Consider the following 21260-nt stretch of genomic DNA (forward strand, 5'->3'; position numbering starts at 1 on the left):
TTCCCTTTGCCGGTGTGGCGGAATTGGCAGACGCGCGCGACTCAAAATCGTGAGGGAAACCGTGGGGGTTCGAGTCCCTTCACCGGCATCAAACAAGCAGATTTATTAAATCACGATTCGTGATTTAATAAATCTGCTTTTTTTGTTACAACGTGAGATGATCTTAAGTTTAATAATTACAATACCAAATGGCATCGAAGAGCTCAGGAGGAAACGATACAAAAGTCACCCAGTGAAAATTGATATAGCTGGCACAATAACTTACTTGAGTTAATGTTCGGCAGTAGCGCTGAAGCGTACGAGAAATTGTGCATTGACGGTTACTTGGTTAAGCCGTCTACTTTTGAATATACAAATGAAAAGAAATTTGGTTTCTTCAGTAATTGGCGGAGATAGCCAGGAACCAGAAATTGTAGCAGAAATTATAAATGGGTAGTATGAATTTCATAAGCAATTATTATTGCGATTTATTTGATTTAAATGGATATATTTTCTATTGATGTAATAATGTTTGACAAAAAATATTGAAATCAAATCTTAATTTGCAGTTTCTGTCTTGCGTCGATGTTGTAAGATGTTAGCTTTAATGTGCCGGCCGGATCAATAATCGGGTTGTTTATTGGTGATAACGGGGCAGGCAAATCAACGACATTCAAAGTAATCCTGGGAGTAGTATCCAAAAGATAGCGGTATAGTAAAAATATATAAGATAAAAAAATGTTTTGTACATAGTTGATAGAGTAGGCTTTTAGAGAAGAGGGACTTAGTCTAAAAAGATAGATTTAGATTTTCTTGTAGGGTTAGATGTGTTGTTTTTTAGTTGGAATGAAAACTTTTAAAGAGGTGAAAAACAGTGATCTCAAAAAAGATGAAAGCATTAACTGTATTTAGTCTTTTGGCATCTTTATTATTTCTTAGTCTTAATTCAGGTGTTTATGCATCGGAAACGAATCTTTCAAAAAGTACATTAGATGAAATTTCTGCTGTTTATGACTCCCTACCAAAGAATTTGAAACAAAATAAGGCCAATCTTATTAATGAGAACATTATGATTTATGATGAAAGCGGCCGAATTAAAAATGAAATCCATTCTGACGGACTTTCGGGAGAAACAGCTGTATCAAATAAATCTTGGAAAATTCAGCAATGCAGAAACAACTTTGAAAGATGAAATAGCTAAACAATATTCCCAAGGGCTAGTTGACAGTTCCACTGTTAATAGTCTCGAGAATAGTTCTGTTACTCCTTTTGCAGTTGTTGATTATTATGTTGCCGGCAAAAGGATGAATTCACTATTATCCTCAAGTGATTTTCTTTACAACAATGACGACGCAATGACTGAAAGTGAAATTCAGAGTTTCCTTACAAGTAAAAATTCTGTTTTAAGGAATAACATTAAGATTTACGCTATCAATTCTAGTGGTAATGCTTATGATACTGGTAGAACAGTAAAACCTTCAAAGGTTATTAGTGATGCAGCAAAGAATGCGGGTATTAATCCTCGAGTGATACTGGTTACCCTACAGAAAGAAAGCAGTCTAGTTACCAGTACAGATACTAACGTTAACAGAAGAGCATTTCATTACGCTATGGGCTATGGAGCGACGGATAGTGGGGATATTACCACGTACACCGGTTTTGATAAGCAGGTCGAACTTGCCAGTGCGTGGATGTATGATAAGTGGCTGCATGATTCCAAGCTAGATGTGTTTTTGACTGTTAATGGCGGTGTATCAAAAACATCTGGTGGTGTGACTTATGCTGGGAAAATACAGGTGGACACTTTTCCAGCATGGGTATTGTATACGTATACTCCACATGTAATTGACTATTCTTTATTACCGACAATAGGTGGCGGAAACTATTTATTCCTGAAAGTCTTTGAAGGCTGGTGGAGTAGCTGGTATGATTGAATATGAATAAAGAAAAAACACATGCGAGAGGATTTTTTATAATAAATGAAAAAAATTTTAATTGCTATTGTAAGTTGTCTGATTTTAATAGGCGTACTTTATTATATCAACTCTGATCCAAAGCGAGGACAAGAAGATCTTCAAGCATTATTCAACAGGTGGGATAGAGGAGAAGTAGAGGATTCAGAGAAAACAAAGATCATGAACACACTAGCCGATAGATTAAGGGAAAATCCACAGTTTTCTATTAAAGAGATAGAAGAAATATCAAATTTCTTTTCATTTTTTGAAGCTGATTCCTTAAAAGTAATTCAGTACATTGAAAATCCGGAGTTTTACGGCTCCAGTGGTAGGGAGAGTTTTCACATTGTGGTCTATAACGATCTGGTCGAGATCATCGACAGTCGAGGGAGTATGCGGATTGAAGATATAAAAAGGCGGGACGAACACCTTTATTATGTTTATGCCACTGATTATAAAATAACGAATATAACAGGTATCCACATATTTAAGATTGAGATCGAGGATGGACAAACCCTAGACTGGAGTTCTTTGATTAATAAAGAAAGGTTGACTGACAATTTTCAATATGATGAAGCAAGTGAAGTATTATATTATCACGATGGACACATCTATTATAAAGAAATAAGGGACAATGGGAATGAAGTTTTGATTACAGCAGCTGATACCGACTACTTATTACAATTGGGTGATGATGGTCTTTATTATATAGCACCTGAATAACGCTTATAAGGTATCGACTCGCAAGAAGTGACGATACGTCTGAATGCGGCGCTGGTTAAAGAGTAATCCAGTTTATTCCAAAGAACGTTGCCATCATGAGTCACGATAATATCACCATACTCAAATGCTGCAAAGCTGATATCATTTGTACCTTCAGGGGAATAGATAATAACGAATAAAATCGAATATTAATGCTTGACTTCTATGTCGAAGTCGATATAATAGAAAGAGTGGCCCGATTTTTTAGAATCGGTAAAACACTTGATTACGGGACGTAGCTCAGCTTGGTAGAGCACCTGGTTTGGGACCAGGGGGTCGCATGTTCGAATCGTGTCGTCCCGATCCATGGAAGCAGTCATCTTAACGGATGGCTGCTTTTTTAATGTTTAAGAATGGGATGCCGCCGTTTTCGAGAATTGAATAAAGGCTCCCACTATCGGTCAAAATAGAGACAAAAGTCCGATAGAAGGGGATAACCGTGAATATCTTCCAAATCAAAAAACATCTGAAAAAACGATGGAGAAGATGGAGACGCGCCATATGGACCGCCAGCGCCTTGGCACTGATTGCGGTTATGGCCTGGATGGGGCTTCGATTATCCGATCAAATGGAGAAGTTGATGGCTCGTGAACCGATGGCGATCGAAACCCTGGGAATGTGGCAAGAAGCTGCTCCGGATGCCGATAACGAATGGTTATCGGATCTGGAAGAGGGGAAATCGAGAATCGTCCATCTGACGAAAATATACACCTGTGGTGAAGAAAGCAGTGTTCTCGGCATTATGACCCCCAATGAAATCGCTGAGTTGATGAAGGATCACCCTACATGGAAAGGCAGACTTGGCGCAGGGGGCGACGTTTGGATCGAAGAGAAAATCGATGGTCTTTCCGAAGACTGCAAAACGCAAGGATACATCGGCTTGGACAAGGATGGCAACTTAACGTTATTTGACGGTCCGCCGAAGAAGGAAAAGGCAGTTCGTACTTTTTTTCAGATCGACGTGGAAATGATGGAGAGCGCTTTGCCGGCAGAAGTAATCCAGCAGTTGCGGCAAGGGATTCGTATTCAGGATGTTGAGGAATACAATAGTGTACTGTCCACCTTCAGCGATTTCGCGATTGAACCGTCGGAGAGAGTCATGCAGCAGGAGGAACAGCCTTAAAACGCTGCTCGCTTATTATCGCTGAATGAATAATAGAACAACCAGAAGAGGGTGTCTCATGAAGTTATCGTAGATAACGGAGGGACGTCCCTCTTTTTATTTTGCCAGCGTTAATTACACTTTTTTCACCTGCAAATAAGTTTTTCCTCAATCTTGACCGATCTTTTGCTATAATAAAGTGAATACATATGTTCGCTTTATGTAGGACAGGGCTCCATCCGAGGATCAAGGGGGAGTTATAGCAACGATAGGGGGAGATGAGCCTTGCGGATACTTGGAATTGACCCTGGCATTGCGATTGTCGGGTTCGGATTTATCGATAAACAAGGCAATAGGGTCACGCCGGTGCAGTACGGCTGCATCCAAACCGAGGCCCATACGCCCGAGGAAGAACGGCTTATGCATGTCTATGAGGCGATGGTTCAGTTGATTGACAAATATAAGCCGGATGCGGTGGCGTTCGAGAAGCTGTTTTTTAATCGGAACGTTACGACGGCGATGTCGGTCAGTCAAGCGAGGGGCGTGTTGGTGCTCGCTGCGGCACAGAAGGGGCTTCCGATTGCGGAATACACCCCGATGCAGGTGAAGCAGGCGATCGTAGGTTACGGGAAGGCGGAGAAGCGCCAGGTGCAGGAGATGACGCGCATGTTCCTGAAGCTCCAGGCGATTCCGAAGCCCGACGACGTGGCGGATGCGTTATCCGTGGCGATCTGCCATGCGCATTCGTATACTTTAAACTCTAAAATAAACGAGGTATTGCGTTCATGATCGATTTTTTGCGGGGCCAGATTGCCCATTTGGAAACAGAGTACGTCGTCTTGGATGTACAGGGGGTAGGGTATCGGGTGTTTTGTCCGAATCCGTACGCTTTTGCAGCCAAAGGACAGGAAACGGTGACGATCTACACCCATCACCATGTGCGTGAAGATGCGATTCTGTTGTTTGGATTCCCCACTCGTGAGGAGCAGAAGCTGTTCCGCAAGCTGATTGAGGTATCCGGGATCGGCCCGCGTGTCGCGCTGGGGATTTTGAGCGGCGGGAGCCCGGACCATGTTGTGGCGGCGATTCATCAGGAGAATGTCTCCTTTTTGACCAAGCTGCCCGGGATTGGGAAGAAGACGGCGCAGCGGATGATTTTGGACCTGAAGGACAAGCTGGAGGGCGTCGGAGGTACGTTGTTTGATCCGGTGCCTGCGGATGTTGGCGAGACCTTGGGGGATGACGGTAATCCGGGATGGCCGGAGGCCCGCGAAGGCCTGAAAGCACTGGGTTATACCGAAGCAGAGCTGGACAAGGTATGGCATCGCCTGAAGGACGATGTCGGGCCGGACGAGGCGGTAGATTCCGTCATGAAGAAGGCGCTCAAGCTGCTGTACGCCGGCTGAGGATGAGGACAGGAAGGGGAGCGTAGCGCATGATGGAGGACCGGATTATTTCCGCGAATTTAATGCTGGAGGACCAGGCGGTGGAGTTAAGCCTGCGGCCGCGTTATTTGGCGGAGTATATCGGACAGAACCAGATCAAGGAAAATTTAAAAATATATATCGAAGCGGCAAAAATGCGCAAAGAAGCGCTGGATCACGTGCTGCTCTATGGACCGCCAGGACTCGGCAAGACGACGCTGGCTAACATTATCGCCAACGAGCTGGGCGTGAATTTGCGCACGACCTCGGGACCGGCCATTGAGCGGCCGGGGGATTTGGCTGCGCTGCTGACCAATCTGCAGGAAGGCGACGTCCTGTTTATCGACGAGATTCACCGGCTGCATCGGACGGTGGAGGAAGTGCTATATCCGGCGATGGAGGATTTTGCGCTGGATATTATGATCGGCAAGGGGCCAAGTGCGCGGTCGGTTCGGCTGGACTTGCCGCCTTTTACGCTCGTTGGCGCTACGACGCGGGCAGGGCTCCTGTCGGCGCCGCTACGAGACCGTTTTGGGGTCGTCAGCCGCCTCGAGTTCTATAACATCGACGAACTTAGCTATATCGTGTCGCGAGGCGCGGATATTTTCGGCATCGAAATGATTGGGGATGCGGCGACGGAAATCGCGCTTCGTTCGCGGGGAACGCCGCGGATTGCAAATCGCTTGTTGAAGCGCGTGCGCGACTATGCGCAGGTGCGGGGCGATGGCATGATTACCACAGAAATTGCCAAAGAAGCGCTGAAAATGCTGCAGGTTGATCCTATGGGGCTGGATTTGATCGACCACAAAATGCTGCGGGCGATGATTACGAGCTTTCGCGGCGGCCCCGTCGGGCTGGATACCATCGCCGCAACCATCGGTGAAGAGAGTCAGACGATCGAGGACGTGTATGAACCTTACCTGCTGCAGATCGGATTTCTGCAGAGGACGCCGCGAGGACGGGTGGTCACGCCGGCAGCCTATCAGCATTTAGGTCTGCCGATGCCCGAGACACCTTAGCATTTGTGAACTTGGCTCGAAGGCATCATAAAGGGGGAGAAGCAGGTTTGAAACGTACAACACGAACGAGACGAGCATTTTCGTTAGCCCGATGGGGAAAAGGAATTGTTGCGGGTTTGCTGTTAGCTGGGGCTTTTCAGCTGCCGGCAGCGGCTGACGATTCGGATACATCTCGCGTCCGCGTAGCGATGTACCTGGACTTGGGCAGCACCTATAAATCGACAACTCCAGCTGTTACTTTAAAAACGGCGGCAGCGGCAGAGGTAATCTTGGCGGGCAGTTCGGCGCCGGAGACTTGGCTGCAGCTGGGAGCGGGGGCTACGACGAGATTTAGCGTCAATGGATATAAGGTTAAAGCATTGGAATCTGCGGATTGGGCAACGGTCGCTGCTGCGGTCAAGAAGCTGCAAGCCACGTCAGACCGTCCGGTGGCTTATGCCGTAAATCAAGCGGGAAGCACAATCTACCGCGTTTATACAGGCCCTTACGCCAGTGCAGAGGAAGCGCAAAAAGCAGCGGATCGGGTCAGCCAAACGCTGTCTGCATCCTTAAAAGGCGCTAAAGCCGAAGCACGCGGCCCTCTGTACGTGTCCGCCGGTTCGTTTGCAAGTCAGGCGGAAGCCGAGAATCTTCGCCAAACGCTGTCCGCCCAGCATGCGGAGGCGGTAGTGGCGATGACCGGCCCCGGGCAATATGCGGTATGGGTCGGCGGCGCGTTAAGTGCCTCCGAGCAGTCCGCGCTCCAAACCGAGCTGGCCGGACTCCATCCGAATCTTTCCTTAGCGCCAGTTAATGAAAATGTCCCTGCATTACTCCTGCACCGGGACGTGACGCTAAATTTGGAGGCTCCGGCAGGCGTTGACCATTATGAGTTAAGCGGAGAAGGCACCAAATTGACGCTTCGGGATAACGGCAATTCGCCGATCCAGGTGGTGGAGCGTTCGGGGCGCAGCTACCGCGGAGATTTTGAGATCAGTAAAGTGAACGGCCAACTGGCGCTCGTCAACGAGCTGCCGTTAGAGCAATACCTGTATTCTGTTGTCGCCGGTGAAGTTCCATCGTCTTGGCCGCAGGAGGCGTTGAAGGCCCAGGCGGTTGCGGCACGCAGCTATGCGCTGTATAATGCAGGGCTCAATAAGTTTAAGGTAGCCGGCCTGGTGGATACGACTTTAAGCCAAGTCTACAATGGGACGGAAAAAGAGGTCGCCAGCATCGTTCAAGCGGTGGATGCTACGGCAGGAGAAGTGCTGGTATCGTCAAACGGACAAATTGTAGAAGGCATCTTTGCGTCGAACAGCGGCGGGGTGACGGCGGATTCGGTTGAGGTTTGGGGGAATGTGAATCCGATCTATTCCAGCGTTCCCAGCGACGGGGACGAATCTGCGCAAGCCTCATTAAAATCGTGGTATTATGTGCTGTTGTCGAGCGGGATCACGGGATACGTCCGTGAAGATAATACCGTCGTCAACGGGACGAATCCGGCAGGGTTGCAGAAGCTGATGGTGACGACCAGCAATGTACTGGTCCGGAAGCTGCCGCTCATTCAATCGGATGTGGATCCCCTGGCGAAGCTGAATCCAGGCGACCAAGCCATCGTATTGGACAAGGTGCCTGAATCCAGCTCCTATGCATGGATTCGCGGACCATATACCTCCGATGAACTGGTGAAGTCTCTAAAGGGGAAAACGACCTCCGACGTCCCTTCCTCGATATCCAATCTGGAGGTCAGCCAGCGGGGCCCATCCGGACGCGTGACGCAGGTCAAAGCCAATGGACAGCCGCTGAACGTCAAATATCCGGATACGTATCGCTCTGCTCTGAATGGCTTGCCCAGCACTTTGTTTGATATCGTGCAAACGGGACGTTATACTGTACAAGGTGCAGGAGGAACGACTGGTACCGGTACAGCTATGTCCGCAACGACGATTCAGTCGGCATCAGGCAAGACGACAGCCAGCGGCAAGCTGGTTGTGATGAGCGGCGATCGAACAGCCCGCGTGGTGGATACGTCGAACCAATTCGTCTTCGTGGGACGCGGAAACGGTCATGGCCTGGGACTTTCCCAATGGGGGGCCAAAGGATTGGCCGACGCCGGGTATGATTACCGGCAAATCTTGCAACACTACTATCAAAATGTGTCTATCGTTAAGGAATGAGAATATACCGATGAATGTAGATCTATACGACTTCGAGCTTCCGGAGGAGCTCATCGCCCAGACACCGCTAGCCGAACGCACCGCTTCGCGCTTGCTGACGCTAAATAAACAGACCGGGGAAATCCGGCATCACAAGTTTTCCGATATATTGGATTACTTACAGCCAGGCGATACGCTGGTGCTGAATGATACGCGGGTCATTCCCGCCCGCTTGTTTGGGATAAAGGAAGGGACCGGTGCCAAAGCCGAAGTGCTGTTGCTCAAAAACTTGGGCGAGGACCGCTGGGAAGCCTTGGTCAAACCCGGTAAGAAATTAAAAACCGGATCGGTGATCGTGTTTGGGGACGAGCTGCGAGCCACCGTCGAGTCCGAAGGGGATATGGGCGAACGCGTACTTCGGTTCGCTTATAAAGGGATTTTTAACGAAATCCTAGATCGCTTGGGCCAAATGCCGTTGCCTCCTTATATTAAGGAGAAGCTGGATGACCGCGAACGTTATCAGACTGTGTATTCCAAGCATGAGGGTTCAGCCGCCGCACCAACGGCAGGCTTGCATTTCACCGAAGAGTTGCTGGAGCAAGTGCGGGCGAAAGGAGTGACGATCGCTTTCGTCACGCTGCACGTCGGGTTGGGCACGTTCCGGCCGATGTCGGTGGACCGGGTTGAGGATCACGTCATGCACGAAGAATATTATGTGCTGCCGCAGGAAACAGCTGACGTCTTAAATGAAACGAAAGCGAGAGGCGGCAGGGTCATTGCCGTCGGGACGACCTCGGCACGAACGTTGGAGACGGTGGCTAAGCAATGTGAGGGCGGCCCCATCGTCAAGAGCAGCGGCTGGACAGGGATCTTTATTTATCCCGGCTACCAGTTTGGACTGGTCGATGCGCTGCTTACGAACTTCCATCTCCCGAAATCAACGCTGGTGATGCTGGTCAGCGCGCTGGCGGGACGCGAGCGGATCCTCCAGGCTTACCAGGAAGCGATCAACTTGAAGTACCGGTTCTTCAGCTTTGGTGACGCCATGTTTATTTACTAAACGCATTTTTATTTGAGTAGAGGATGGTTGATCAGATTGGCAGCAGCAATTACGTATGAACATATCAAAACCTGCAAGCAGTCCGGAGCCCGGTTAGGGCGCGTGCATACGCCGCACGGCTCGTTCGAAACACCGATCTTTATGCCGGTGGGTACGCAGGCAACAGTAAAAACGATGAGTCCGGAAGAGCTGAAGGAGATGGATGCGCGAATCATCTTAAGCAATACGTACCATCTCTTCCTGCGTCCGGGACATGAAATTATTCGTGAGGCCGGCGGACTGCACAAATTTATGAATTGGGACCGCGCGATTTTGACGGACAGCGGCGGGTTTCAAGTGTTCTCGCTGAGTGAAATGCGCAAAATCACGGAGGAAGGCGTACATTTCCGCTCCCACTTGAACGGCGATAAACTATTCCTGTCTCCGGAAGTGGCAATGGAAATCCAAAATGCGCTCGGCTCGGACATCATGATGGCGTTTGACGAATGCCCACCGTATCCGGCGGATTATGAATACGTGAAAAATTCCCTGGAGCGTACGACCCGCTGGGCGGAACGCTGCTTGCAGAGCCATGCCCGTCCGCACGATCAAGGACTGTTTGCCATCGTTCAAGGCGGCATGTACGAGGATCTGCGCAAGCAAAGCGCCCGCGATTTGACTTCCCTAGATTTTCCGGGGTATGCTATTGGTGGACTGAGTGTAGGCGAGCCTAAGCCGCTCATGTACGAGGTGCTGGAATATACCGTTCCGCTGCTGCCGGCAGACAAGCCCCGTTATTTGATGGGCGTCGGGTCTCCGGATGCTTTAATTGAAGGAGCGATTCGCGGCATCGACATGTTCGATTGCGTGTTGCCGACACGGATTGCGCGTAACGGAACGACGATGACCAGCCAAGGCCGTTTAGTCGTACGCAATGCTCAGTATGCCAACGATTTCGGACCGCTGGATCCCGAGTGTGACTGCTATACCTGCCGAAATTACTCCAGGGCGTATCTCCGCCACCTGATCAAAGCCGACGAGACGTTTGGGCTGCGATTAACTACATACCATAATCTGCATTTCCTCATCAATTTGATGGGTAAAGTGCGTCAGGCGATTATGGAAGATCGGTTGTTGAGTTTCCGGGATGAATTTTTTGAGCAGTACGGTCTGTTTGGCAATGACAAAGGATTTTAAGCAAAGTTTCAGTTTGATGTTGGAAAGGGGGAAATGACATGTTCTTTCAGTATGCCGCGCAACAAACATCTGGAGGTAATCCGCTAATCTCCATGATCATTCCGTTTGTTATTATGATCGCCGTTTTCTACTTTTTATTGATTCGTCCGCAGAAGAAGAAGCAACAGCAACGGAACTCGATGCTGAGCGCTTTGAAGAAAGGCGATAAGATCGTGACGATTGGCGGATTGCATGGAACGATTATGGAGCTGACCGACGATACGGTAGTGCTTCGCGTGAATGACGTGACAAAGCTGACGTTTGACCGCAGCGCGATCAGTCACACCATTAAAGAGTCGGAAGGTTAATCGCGTTACAGACAAACACAAATAGGAAGAGCCTGTATGCTACAGGCTCTTTTTTAAGATATCAGAAAGTATAAACTTCGGGGCATTGGCATCCTGATATCGCAAGAAAAACTTCCGCTAAACGCGGTCTGTCTACTTTGAATGTACGTCGATAGACGTTTTTCTTATGGTCTGATGCGGCTTAAGGTTTCCGGATCGCGCGGAGTTCGCCAAGCGGTTGCCCCAGGCAAGGCCGATGGTGGAGGCCAAAGCAGCCAGTACCAGCCCTCCAAGCATGTCCGTCAACCAGTGAATCCCCATATAAAAGATTGAAAACACTATAATCAATGAACAAGCTGAAGCAAACCAACCCCAGCGCCGGTTCCCTGAACGGATCGCCAAAATAGCCATCGATACGGAGACCGAAGTGTGGAGGCTAGGAAAGCAGTTATTCAGACCGGACAAGGGGCGGTAAACCTGTTCGAAATTTGGAAAAACCTCTAGCATATAAAAGATAGCCCCTGACGGCGGATACGACCATACCTCGTTCACCGGGAACAGCAAATAAAAGGGGACCGCTGCCAGATAATTGAGGATCACAGTGCAACAGGTCGCATAAAGAAACGGCAGACGATCATCGGACGCATAGATTCCCAGCGATGCAAGAATTAACGCCTGCAAGATGACTAGATAGAAGAAAGCTGTTATTACCGTTACAGTCGTTGAGTGAAACAAGCTTTGAAACGTTGAAACGAAATGTCCCTCAATTCCAAATACCCACGGTGTGAAATCGGTATGAAAAGGAAGATGATCTTCTAGGATCAGTTCAAACTTATTTATCAGCAACACGCCAACCATCAGAAGTAAAAGCCAAAGCAAATGTTTTGATTTGATCAGTTGCTGCAATAGGGAAGTAACGGCATGCCATGGCGAGCGGAGCGTGTTCACCCAGACCATGATGATCACGGAAATCCCGGTCAGCCACGAGATGCCGGACATGGAATGATCCATCGTGCGAGAACGACCTCCTCATGATGATGTCGATTGGACTAAGTCTAACTTACCATGAATGGAGGCCGCCGTAAAACCTTAAGTTATTTGCGGCCAAGATTTACGCCAATCATGCCGCCGATCGCACCGATGACAAACCCCGGCAGGATATATCCCCATTCCCGGAGCCCCAATGACGTATCTAGAGCCAAGAAGCTGATCAGCAGCAAGATGAGCACGTACAGTGCACCGGTCAGAGCGCCTTGATACCATCCCTTCTGTTTGGCACGTTTGCCGGAGACGATCCCCCCGAACAAGACGGCAACAGCATGCACCAGATACGTGTACATCGACAGTTCAAACTCTTCAACCATTTCGCCTTGCAACAATAAAGATAGAATCAATGCGCCGATCATCATCCATAAAAATCCATACCACAACCCTGCAACGGTGGGCTGGGACATACGCATCCCGAAAATTCGGCGGATCAAATGCATCGTGGTCAGCCTCCTGTTTTCTGTCTTCGACAGACGTTTTACCACATTTTATGGTCAAGCTAACTGAGATAGACCTACTTGGCCCAATTGAGTTAGGAAGATTCATGTAAGCCTCCCGGATTTTAACCTGTGATCTTTCGCATGGAACGGGAAGGCGGCGGTCAGAATACCAATACCATGTTTTGTGCGAACTTGTAACCAGAGGAGGGATTGGCGTGGTCGAGCATGTGGCAAACCATGTTTTCCGAACCGTCCTGATGTATTTCTTGGTATTCGGAGTCATGCGGATTATGGGAAAAAGAGAAATCGGCGAGCTGTCGATCTTCGACCTGGTCATCTCGATCATGATCGCAGAGATCGCCGTTTTTGCCCTGGAAGATATCAATCGGCCGATTTATGACGGAGTCATACCGATGTTGACCCTGCTGCTGATTCAAATCGCCATCGCCATGCTGTCGCTTCGCTTCCGTAAAATAAGGCTGTGGTTTGATGGCGAGCCCAGCGTCATTATCCGAAACGGGAAAATTAACCGGGAAGAAATGAAACGCCAGCGATACAACTTAGATGATTTAATGATGCAGCTGCGCTCGCAGCAGATCGACAGCGTTGCCGACGTCGAGTTTGCCGTGTTGGAAACGAGCGGGCAGCTTAGTGTGATTCCCAAAGACAAATCCGAAGGGGGAGAGCAGCCTTCCCAAAAGAAGGATGCCAACCTCTCGGCAAAAATCAAATATGAAGCACTCCCGCTGCCGCTCATTATGGATGGCAAGGTAAACGACGAGAACTTGCGCAAAATCGGAAAAACCCGCTTTTGGCTGAAAAATCAGATTCAAATGAAAGGCTTAACGGATTTCAAGCAGGTGTTCTTTTGCAGTATCGATCATAATGGAAAGCTGTATATCAATGAGATGAACGCAAAACAATAACCTTCGTTATTTCCGAAACCATTTGCCTAGGACAGGCAGCCGCTTAAGGTCATGGAGATCAAACAATCCCATGATTCCGGCTAGAGCTAAATACAGCAATCCGGACAGGGAGGCCGCCATCAAGAACTGCCAGCCCATTTGAGAGCTCAGGACGAGGTTCTTATATAAATAGTCCGCGGCGGCGGCCATGATGATCATCGCCGCTCCAACCTTGAGGATATCCAGGTAAGGCATACGATAACGCAGTGATTTGGACACACCGACAGCATGCATGACGGTCACGATGATAAAGTTGATAATAATCGCGATAATTGCCCCGTAGATGCCTAGTGCCGGGTTCGAGGCCAGATAGAAGATTAAGGTGATTTTGATGATGGCCCCAACCAGTGTGTTAATGAGTGCGCGGCCCGGCTTATCCAACGCTTGCAGCGTGGCCTGCAGCGGCGTTTGGATATACAGCAGAAGGGCGAAGGGGGCCATGATTTTGAGCATGCCTCCGATCGTGCCATCGTTGTACACAAGCCGGCAGATCGGGTCAGCCAACACGAACATGATCGCGGCGAACGGAGCGCCGGTGACCAGCGCAAGCCGCAAGGATTGATGGAGACGCAGGTGGATCGTTCTGGTGTCGCCGCGTGCCTGCGCTTCAGCCAGCGAAGGGACAAGCGAGACGGCGAGCGACGAAGTTAACGCTCCCGGCAGCAGCAACAGCGGGATGATCATCCCTTGCAGCGCCCCGTATTGGGAGGTCGCAACGCCAACTCCTACGCCGGCGATCGCCAAGCTCCGCGCGGTTGTAATCGACTCCAGCAGGTAGGAGAGCGAGCCGACCAGACGGCTGCCGGTAACCGGAATGGCGATGCGCAGAATTCGGCGCAGGTTGGCGTGGAACGGATAGGCGGAGGAGGCGGATGTTTCCTCATTCGGGTTCACAGCATTGGCAGGGCTCACTGCTAGATTGCCGGGTGTAGAGCCTCCCAGCCGCTCCCTCCGCTTCAGGCGGTGATACTGCCAGAGCAGGACCCCCATGCCTACGATCTCGCCGGCAACAACACCAAGCATGGCTCCTGCAGCCGCATAGGCGATGCCCATCGGGAGCATGAGATACGAGAACCAGAGGACGCCGATAATTCGGGCCACCGTTTCCATGATGGACGACACCGCCGAGGGAATCATATCCTGCTTCCCTTGGAAATATCCGCGGAAGACCGAAGAGACTGAGACGATGATGATCATCGGGCTCATTGCGATAAAAGTGTGATAAACCCGGGCATCGGTCAGAATGTAACGGGTCACCCATGGCGCGCCAAACAAGCAGAGAAACGTAAACAGAAAGCCGGCTGCCGTCGTAAATACTAAGCTTGTCCGTAAAATCGACACCGAGCGCCCGGGCTGACCCGAGGATTCTGCTTCGGCCACCAGCTTGGCTACAGCGAGCGGAATGCCGCCGGTAATAATCGTTACGAGCACGAGAAAAAAGGGATAACCGAGCTGATACAGCCCTACGCCTTCGGCCCCAATCACACGGGGCAACATGATGCGCGGAATGAAGCCCAGGAGGCGGTTTACGATCCCAGCCACAAGCAGGATCATCGTACCTTGGATAAAGGTTTGCTTATTCAATCGAAACTCCACTCCCCCGGCAGCACTTTGGTAATTTCTACATACGCGAAGTCGATAGAAATCTGCTGCCTTATAAACTCGTAAGCGAGGCGTACAACCTCTCACTTCATGGATATGACAGACCTGTCCCGGTTCATGACTTGTCTTTTTCGCAAGATTCGAAAACCGAACAACTCGAGCAAGCAGGATTCGAAGATTTAGGGTAGAATGTAATAAGACGGGTTTTCGAAGGAGGCTGGAAGTATGGCTGAAGAACAAATGACGGACCAACAATTAAATGAGGCAATCGAAAGCTTGTGTCGCAGTAAGGCCGAGGAGTTCCGGCTGATCGGGTACGAGCATGTGACCGGACCTGACATTTGGGAATGTATCAGCCATAAATACGAGAAGGGGGGAATCCCTCCCTTGTACCAATTGGTGAATGACATTCTTTCTTTGAAAGTCACCCAGTTTATGAACTATATGACGATGTCCGCCTTTCGGGGATCCCGTTTGGATTAAATGGGATCTTTTTTTCGTGCCGGTCGTTAATCGAATTGACAATTTTAGATAAATTGACTGGTTTTTCGGCCATCGCTATAATAGGAATATTGAGAATTTGAAAGGGGAAAGAAGTACGGGATGAAAAGAATTATCACATTCATAACCGTCGTGGTTGTCTCGTTTGGCATCATGGCTTGGACAACCCCCGACCTATTAAAGAACGTACGTCTCGGCCTTGATCTGAAAGGCGGCTTTGAGATTCTATATGAAGCCAGTCCGTTGGAAGGCGGAGGTCAGGTCACGAAGGAATCCTTAATCCAAACGGCCAAGAGCCTGGAGGACCGGGCGAACAAGCTGGGAACCAGCGAGCCGGAAGTCACGACGGAAGGCACGAACCGGATCCGCTTGAAGGTGGCCGGCGTTACCGATGAAGAAACAGTGCGCAAGACGATGAAGGAGCCGGCTTCGCTGACGTTCCGCAGTAAGGACGGCACGGAGAAGAACGCGGACGAATACAACAAGATCGAAATGATCGGAACCGATTTCGCGGAAAATGGTGCCAAACTGGAATTCACACAGATGAATGAACCGGTTGTCAGCATTAAAGTGAAAAACAAAGAAAAGTTCGCTGAAGTCACCAAACGTTTGCTGGGACAACCCCTGGCGATTTATATGAACGATGAGCTGGTCTCCGCTCCGATCGTTCAAGCCGTTTTGACCGACGGGTCCGCACAAATCAGTGTGGGCGGCGACTTGGAGAAGGCGAAAGAGCTGCGCGACAAGATCAATCTTGGCGCCCTCCCGTTGAAGCTGACGGAGAAATATTCTCAAAGCGTCGGCGCGACGCTCGGTAAGCAGTCACTGGATCAGACGATTGAAGCCGGCCTGATTGGCTCTCTTTTCATTCTGCTGTTCATGGTCGGGATGTACCGGGTGCCTGGGCTAATTGCCTCGTTTACCCTGATTGTGCATACCTGGCTGCTCATTCTCGTGTTCGTCTGGGCAGACTTTACGTTAACTCTTCCAGGGATTGCGGCTATCATTCTCGGGATTGGGATGGCGGTGGACGCCAACATTATTACCAATGAACGGATTCATGAGGAAATACGGGCCGGCAAGAGTATCATGTCTGCGGTCAAAGCAGGGGACAAGCATTCTCTCCGTACAGTGCTTGATTCGCAGATCACGACGATTATCGTTGCGGCCGTGATGTATGCGTATGGTACGGGGGCCGTTAAAGGCTTTGCCTTGGTGCTCATCGTGGAAATCGTACTTAGTATCGCCACGAATATCTATCTCGCCCGTTTCCTGCTGAACCTGCTGCTCAAAGCCGGCAAGCTGTTGAAACCGAAGTATTTCGGTGTGAAGGAGCGTGACATTCGTGAGCTTTAAGAAGAACCTGGATTATATACATCTGAGTAAATACTTCTACACCCTTTCAATCGTCTTGACGATTGCCGGCATCATTTGCTTGGCGTTCTTCGGTTTGAACTATAGCGTAGATTTCAAAGCAGGGTCTAATGTGGATATTTCCCTGTCCAAGCCGCTGACGGCCGATCAAGTCCGCCCGATCTTGAAAAATATGGGGATCGAGGAGAATGAAGCGAGCATCAGTCCTGGACAAGACCGGATGAATATCCGATTTACGCAAGTATTAAGTGAAGAGAATGACGCGAAGCTGAAAGCGGAAATTGCCAAATTAGACGATAAAGCTTCGTTTGAAGTGAATACGGTTGACCCGGAAATGGCGAAAGAACTGGCGCGCAATGCAATTTATGCCGTGTTGATCTCCTGTATCGGGATTATTATTTACGTTGGCATCCGGTTTGAATGGCGGTTTGCTGTGGCTGCGATCATCGCGCTGCTGCATGACGCTTTTATGGTCATTTCCGTCTTCTCGATCTTCCGGCTCGAGGTTGACTTGACCTTTATCGTCGCTGTACTTACGATTATCGGCTATTCGATTAACGATACGATCGTTATCTTTGACCGGATTCGCGAAAATCTGCGATTTGCCAAAACGAAAACTCGTCAGGACCTGATCAATCTGGTGAACGTGAGCGTATCGCAAACGATTATGCGTTCCTTGTATACCGCGTTGACGGTGTTCGTGGCGGCCTTCTTCCTCCTCATTCTAGGCGGAGAGTCGATCCGGATGTTCTCGCTTGCGATGGTGATCGGCCTGTTGTTTGGGGCGTATTCGTCTATCTTTATCGCAAGCCCGCTCTGGTTCCTGCTCAAGAGTAAGCAAAAGCATAAACCGGCTAAAGCTTCCTGAACGGCCGAAATGTCTGATTGAAGCACCCATTCATTCGCTGAATTAAAGCTAGAGCCGCGTCTTCTGACGCGGCTTTCGTAACTTGTCCGCTTTTACGTGCATCAGGAGGGGGATTATGACACGAGAACAAGCTGTTATTCCGGCACCGACAGCATGGCCCGGGATCGTTGGGGATCTTGTCCTGGCCGTGTTTTTGGGGACGGTTGGTCTGCTGTACGACAGTCTGACATTGCTGGCCGGGGCATTATATTCTGCGTACGATGTTGCGGTTGGCGTCGCCGCGAGACTGTCTGTACCGGGAAAAAGGCGTTTGCGGCTGGCTGGTTCGTCCGCAAGCAAAGCGACGCCTGAGCCGCTGCCGGCGATTTTCTTCTCCGTTTTTTTGTTGATGGGCACCGTTCAACTGTGGATTGCGTCCATCACTGACATGGTTGAGGGCGACACCACTCCACCGGAGACTTTCGTTTTGGCAGCCGTGCTCCTATCGATGGCTTTGCGGGAAACGTTGTTTCAAATCAAGTTGCGTATTTCCCGCAGGAAGTCGGATCAGGAGTTGCAGCTGATCGTCGAGAAGCATCGTCATTCGTTGTTCTCATCTGTAGTTGTTCTCGCGGGTGTGTTTGGGGCGATGGGAGGGCAAGCCTGGGATGTGCCCGTCCTGGCGTATCTTGATCCGGTTGCCGCGATCCTTGTCGCCTTACATGTGATGATCCAAGTCTATCGGCTGGTGAGACGCTCCATCTACGGACCGGTTCGGACGGAGGTACGCGAAGAGGATGCTGCTACCTTCATCGAGACGGTACAGCGGGTGCATGGCGTGATTACAGTAGATGATTTGAAAGCGCAGGAGAACGGACATTATGTGACCGTGACCGCCAAGATTAGCGTAAATCCTAAGCTTACCGTTATGGAAGCCAACGATATCGCCAATCGGGCCAAAATGCTGCTGCTCAACCGCTTTTCCCATGTCACTGACGTTCGGATTCAAGTCGGGCCTTACGAGGCGGGGTATCCTTATAAGAGCAATACCGATGCTGATAGTGATTTGCCGAACTTGCTGCAGTAAGCTGGCCCCGGGATAGAACCGACAGGAAGAAAGAAGGTGACGTTTTTTGCTTCATGCCAAATATCGCTGGACACAGCTTCCCTATGACGAAGAGGCTGCCAGACGGCTGGCCGGCCAGCTGAATATTTCCCCTTTGCTGGCGTCTTTGCTGGTGACGCGGGAGATGGAAAGCCCTGAGAAGGCGGAGCTCTTCTTAAGAGGAAGCCTTGCCGATCAACACGATCCCATGCTGCTCAGCGGCATGAAAGAAGCCGTACCGCGCATCCGCCGTGCGGTGGAAAATGGGGAGCGGATTTTGATATACGGGGATTATGACGCCGATGGGGTGTCATCGACGACTTTAATGATCTACCTGATGAGGCATCTCGGTGCTACATATGACTACTACATCCCGCATCGAACGAAAGAGGGATATGGGCTACATATTCCGGTGCTGGAGCATTATCACAAGAAAGGCTTTACGCTGATCGTGACGGTAGATACGGGGATCAGCGCCGTTGAGCAGGTGGCCTACGCCAATGCGGTGGGCATGGACGTGATCGTCACTGACCACCACGAACCGCCGGCGGTTTTACCGGAAGCGTACGCTTTGATTAACCCCAAGCTGCCATACTGCACGTATCCGTTTAAAGGACTGGCCGGGGTGGGGGTGGCGTACAAGCTGGCCCAAGCGCTCCTGGGGGAGGACACCCCCATTGCTTGGACCGAGCTGGCCGCGCTGGGGACGATTGCCGACCTGATGCCACTGACCGGAGAGAACCGGATGATCGTCAAGTCCGGTCTGGCATCGATGGAGCGCTCGGCATTCCCGGGCATGACGGCATTGCTCGGAACCTCCGGCTGGTCCAGCGGGGAAGTTACTTCGACAGCCGTCGCCTTCGGGTTGGCACCGCGGATTAATGCCAGCGGCCGCATGAGCCACGCCAACCGCGCCGTCGCCTTATTGACGGCGGAGAACATGGAAGAAGCCGAGGCGATCGCCGAGGAGCTGGATGTGCTGAACAAGGAGCGCCAAATAATTGTCGAGGATATGGTGCAAGAAGCGCTCCAGCAGCTGGAAAGCCAGGAGCAGTCGGAAGGGCTGCCCGACGTGATTGTGGTGGCCGGCGAAGGCTGGAATGCCGGCGTTGTCGGGATCGTCGCCTCCAAATTGCTGGAACGGTATTATCGCCCGACCATCGTGTTGGGAATTCATCCCGAGACCGGGGAGTGCAAAGGCTCCGCCCGCTCAATTCCCGGCTTTGACATCTATGAAGCCTTAACCGATTGCGCCGACCTGCTGGACCACTTTGGCGGACATCCATCCGCTGCAGGGATGTCCCTAAGCCGGGAGCGATTGGAGGAATTTGGCCGAAGGCTGAATGCTTTTGCCGCCGGGCGGCTCACGCCGGAGCATTTCGTGCCGGTCCTGGAGACCGATTTGACTTGCTCTTTAAAAGACATTACGCTGCAAGCAATCGAACAACTCCAGCAACTGGCTCCATTTGGCATGGCAAACACCTGTCCCAGGCTGCTTCTTCGTGGCCTAAAGCTGCTGGAATGCCGCCAGATGGGCAAAGACGGCAAGCACTTGAAGCTGATTCTTGGCCAAAACGGTAAAACCGTAGAAGCCGTCGCGTTTGGCAAAGGTGAATTGGCCCCGTTGCTGTCGGAAGAAGCTCGGATCGATATCGTTGCGGAAGCCAGTGTCAACGAGTGGAACGGCTCGCGCAAGCCGCAGCTCATGATCCAGGATTTAGCGGTGTCTCATCTGCAGGTGTTTGATTACCGCGGCTCCCGGAATCCATCGCAGCTGCTCGAAGAGCTTCGAGGGAAGCTGGATAAGCTGCCCGCCTGCGGTTCGGGAGCGTCGGCTGTCGTCGTAAATGAAGGTTCCGCATTTTTCCATACCCTTGATTTGAAGGAGACCCCGATTTGGGTATATGATAAGAACGTTGGCGTGCGTCCTGGGAACGAGCTCGCGCAAACCGCTGGGATTCACGCTGCGTCGACATTGTTCGTCCTGGAGCTTCCGGATGCACCGGAGAGCTGGACTGGGATGGTATCCGCTTTTACCGGTCTGGAGCGCATCTATATGCTGCATTCGCTGCGTGCGCCCCAAGAGCGCATCGAGCCGCCTTCTCGCGATCATTTCAAGCTCGTGTACAGCTTGATCTATCGGGGAGCCGGCCAAGGGCTTCCTGAGGAAGAACTGTTGGCGGCGCTTGTGAAGCGTACCGGTTGGTCAAAGCGGATGGTTGAGATGGCGCTTGGGGTATTCGAGGAGCTGGGATTTATTATTCGGGCATCCGGGATGATTCGGATCCATCCGTCTCCTTCCAAGCAGGCCTTGGAAACGTCAAGCCGTTACCGGGAGCTGGGACTGCTGGCTGAAATCGAACAGATGCTGCAGTACGGCCGGGTGCCGGAAATTACGGAATGGATGCTAACCCATATTCAGGGAGCCTCATAAATGTTTT

19 protein-coding genes, 2 tRNA genes and 1 pseudogene are annotated in these 21260 nt (G+C 50.6%); 19 read left to right on the top strand and 3 right to left on the bottom strand.

Annotated elements, in window-relative coordinates:
* Positions 1 to 8 precede the first annotated feature (8 nt).
* The 13 genes and pseudogenes from M3G15_RS04495 to yajC all read left to right on the top strand — a co-directional run bounded on the left by M3G15_RS04495 (position 9) and on the right by yajC (position 10959).
* Positions 9 to 88, top strand: a tRNA-Leu gene (locus M3G15_RS04495).
* A gap of 485 nt (positions 89 to 573) precedes the next feature.
* Positions 574 to 706 (top strand): annotated as a pseudogene (locus M3G15_RS04500) (ATP-binding cassette domain-containing protein); the annotation flags it as partial.
* 349 nt (positions 707 to 1055) lie between these two features.
* Entirely contained in the window at positions 1056 to 1913 is an 858-nt protein-coding gene (locus tag M3G15_RS04505) for a hypothetical protein (protein ID WP_260070206.1), read from the top strand.
* A 45-nt stretch (positions 1914 to 1958) separates the two neighbouring features.
* Positions 1959 to 2657, top strand: a complete 699-nt coding sequence (locus M3G15_RS04510; protein ID WP_260070207.1) for a hypothetical protein — start codon at positions 1959 to 1961, stop codon at positions 2655 to 2657.
* A 268-nt stretch (positions 2658 to 2925) separates the two neighbouring features.
* Positions 2926 to 2999: transfer RNA gene (locus M3G15_RS04515), tRNA-Pro, on the top strand.
* 136 nt (positions 3000 to 3135) lie between these two features.
* A complete protein-coding gene (locus M3G15_RS04520; RefSeq protein WP_009224424.1) occupies positions 3136 to 3819 on the top strand; it encodes a BofC C-terminal domain-containing protein in 684 nt (227 codons plus the stop codon).
* A gap of 264 nt (positions 3820 to 4083) precedes the next feature.
* Entirely contained in the window at positions 4084 to 4587 is a 504-nt protein-coding gene (gene ruvC, locus M3G15_RS04525) for a crossover junction endodeoxyribonuclease RuvC (protein ID WP_009224423.1), read from the top strand.
* Complete coding sequence (gene ruvA, locus M3G15_RS04530; RefSeq protein ID WP_009224422.1) at positions 4584 to 5204, top strand: Holliday junction branch migration protein RuvA; 621 nt, start codon at positions 4584 to 4586, stop codon at positions 5202 to 5204. Before ruvC ends, ruvA begins: the two co-directional genes overlap by 4 nt.
* A 32-nt stretch (positions 5205 to 5236) precedes the next feature.
* Positions 5237 to 6241, top strand: coding sequence for a Holliday junction branch migration DNA helicase RuvB (gene ruvB, locus M3G15_RS04535; protein ID WP_260070253.1), 1005 nt, complete (start codon positions 5237 to 5239; stop codon positions 6239 to 6241).
* Between the two features lie 47 nt (positions 6242 to 6288).
* Complete coding sequence (locus M3G15_RS04540; RefSeq protein ID WP_311202254.1) at positions 6289 to 8397, top strand: SpoIID/LytB domain-containing protein; 2109 nt, start codon at positions 6289 to 6291, stop codon at positions 8395 to 8397.
* Positions 8398 to 8407: 10 nt separating this feature from the next.
* Positions 8408 to 9436 carry a tRNA preQ1(34) S-adenosylmethionine ribosyltransferase-isomerase QueA gene (queA, locus tag M3G15_RS04545; protein ID WP_260070208.1) on the top strand — a complete coding sequence of 343 codons (1029 nt, stop codon included), beginning with the start codon at positions 8408 to 8410 and terminating at the stop codon, positions 9434 to 9436.
* Between the two features lie 36 nt (positions 9437 to 9472).
* Positions 9473 to 10612 (top strand): tRNA guanosine(34) transglycosylase Tgt, encoded by a 1140-nt coding sequence (gene tgt / locus M3G15_RS04550; RefSeq protein WP_009224418.1) that lies wholly within the window; start codon positions 9473 to 9475, stop codon positions 10610 to 10612.
* A 38-nt stretch (positions 10613 to 10650) separates the two neighbouring features.
* On the top strand, positions 10651 to 10959 hold the full coding sequence (gene yajC / locus M3G15_RS04555) for a preprotein translocase subunit YajC (RefSeq protein ID WP_016311151.1): 309 nt from the start codon (positions 10651 to 10653) through the stop codon (positions 10957 to 10959).
* Between the two features lie 132 nt (positions 10960 to 11091).
* On the opposite strand, the gene M3G15_RS04560 is transcribed toward yajC, so the two are convergent.
* Together M3G15_RS04560 and M3G15_RS04565 are read right to left on the bottom strand one after the other, a co-directional pair.
* Positions 11092 to 11949, bottom strand: a complete 858-nt coding sequence (locus tag M3G15_RS04560) for a phosphatase PAP2 family protein (protein WP_260070209.1) — start codon at positions 11947 to 11949, stop codon at positions 11092 to 11094.
* Positions 11950 to 12032: 83 nt separating this feature from the next.
* Positions 12033 to 12425 carry a TIGR04086 family membrane protein gene (locus M3G15_RS04565; protein ID WP_009224415.1) on the bottom strand — a complete coding sequence of 131 codons (393 nt, stop codon included), beginning with the start codon at positions 12423 to 12425 and terminating at the stop codon, positions 12033 to 12035.
* Between the two features lie 257 nt (positions 12426 to 12682).
* On the opposite strand from M3G15_RS04565, the gene M3G15_RS04570 reads away from it, so the two are divergent.
* Positions 12683 to 13351 (top strand): DUF421 domain-containing protein, encoded by a 669-nt coding sequence (locus tag M3G15_RS04570; protein WP_397376589.1) that lies wholly within the window; start codon positions 12683 to 12685, stop codon positions 13349 to 13351.
* A gap of 6 nt (positions 13352 to 13357) precedes the next feature.
* Here the strand turns inward: M3G15_RS04570 and spoVB are convergent, their stop codons facing one another.
* Positions 13358 to 14974 carry a stage V sporulation protein B gene (gene spoVB, locus M3G15_RS04575; protein ID WP_009224413.1) on the bottom strand — a complete coding sequence of 539 codons (1617 nt, stop codon included), beginning with the start codon at positions 14972 to 14974 and terminating at the stop codon, positions 13358 to 13360.
* A 243-nt stretch (positions 14975 to 15217) separates the two neighbouring features.
* Between spoVB and M3G15_RS04580 the strand changes: the two genes are divergently transcribed.
* The 5 genes from M3G15_RS04580 to recJ all read left to right on the top strand — a co-directional run bounded on the left by M3G15_RS04580 (position 15218) and on the right by recJ (position 21253).
* The gene (locus tag M3G15_RS04580) at positions 15218 to 15475 is read left to right on the top strand and encodes a post-transcriptional regulator (protein ID WP_009224412.1); all 258 of its coding nucleotides are present in this window, start codon (positions 15218 to 15220) and stop codon (positions 15473 to 15475) included.
* 120 nt (positions 15476 to 15595) lie between these two features.
* Positions 15596 to 16849 carry a protein translocase subunit SecD gene (gene secD / locus M3G15_RS04585; protein ID WP_009224411.1) on the top strand — a complete coding sequence of 418 codons (1254 nt, stop codon included), beginning with the start codon at positions 15596 to 15598 and terminating at the stop codon, positions 16847 to 16849.
* Complete coding sequence (gene secF, locus M3G15_RS04590) at positions 16839 to 17735, top strand: protein translocase subunit SecF (protein WP_050769721.1); 897 nt, start codon at positions 16839 to 16841, stop codon at positions 17733 to 17735. Before secD ends, secF begins: the two co-directional genes overlap by 11 nt.
* A 115-nt stretch (positions 17736 to 17850) precedes the next feature.
* A complete protein-coding gene (locus M3G15_RS04595) occupies positions 17851 to 18801 on the top strand; it encodes a cation diffusion facilitator family transporter (protein ID WP_260070211.1) in 951 nt (316 codons plus the stop codon).
* A gap of 46 nt (positions 18802 to 18847) precedes the next feature.
* Positions 18848 to 21253: a single-stranded-DNA-specific exonuclease RecJ gene (gene recJ / locus M3G15_RS04600; protein ID WP_009224408.1), complete on the top strand. Its 2406-nt coding sequence runs from the start codon at positions 18848 to 18850 to the stop codon at positions 21251 to 21253.
* The last annotated feature ends 7 nt before the right edge of the window (positions 21254 to 21260 follow it).

The sequence above is a fragment of the Paenibacillus sp. p3-SID1389 genome (assembly GCF_025151705.1).
Lineage (GTDB): Bacteria > Bacillota > Bacilli > Paenibacillales > Paenibacillaceae > Fontibacillus > Fontibacillus phoenicis.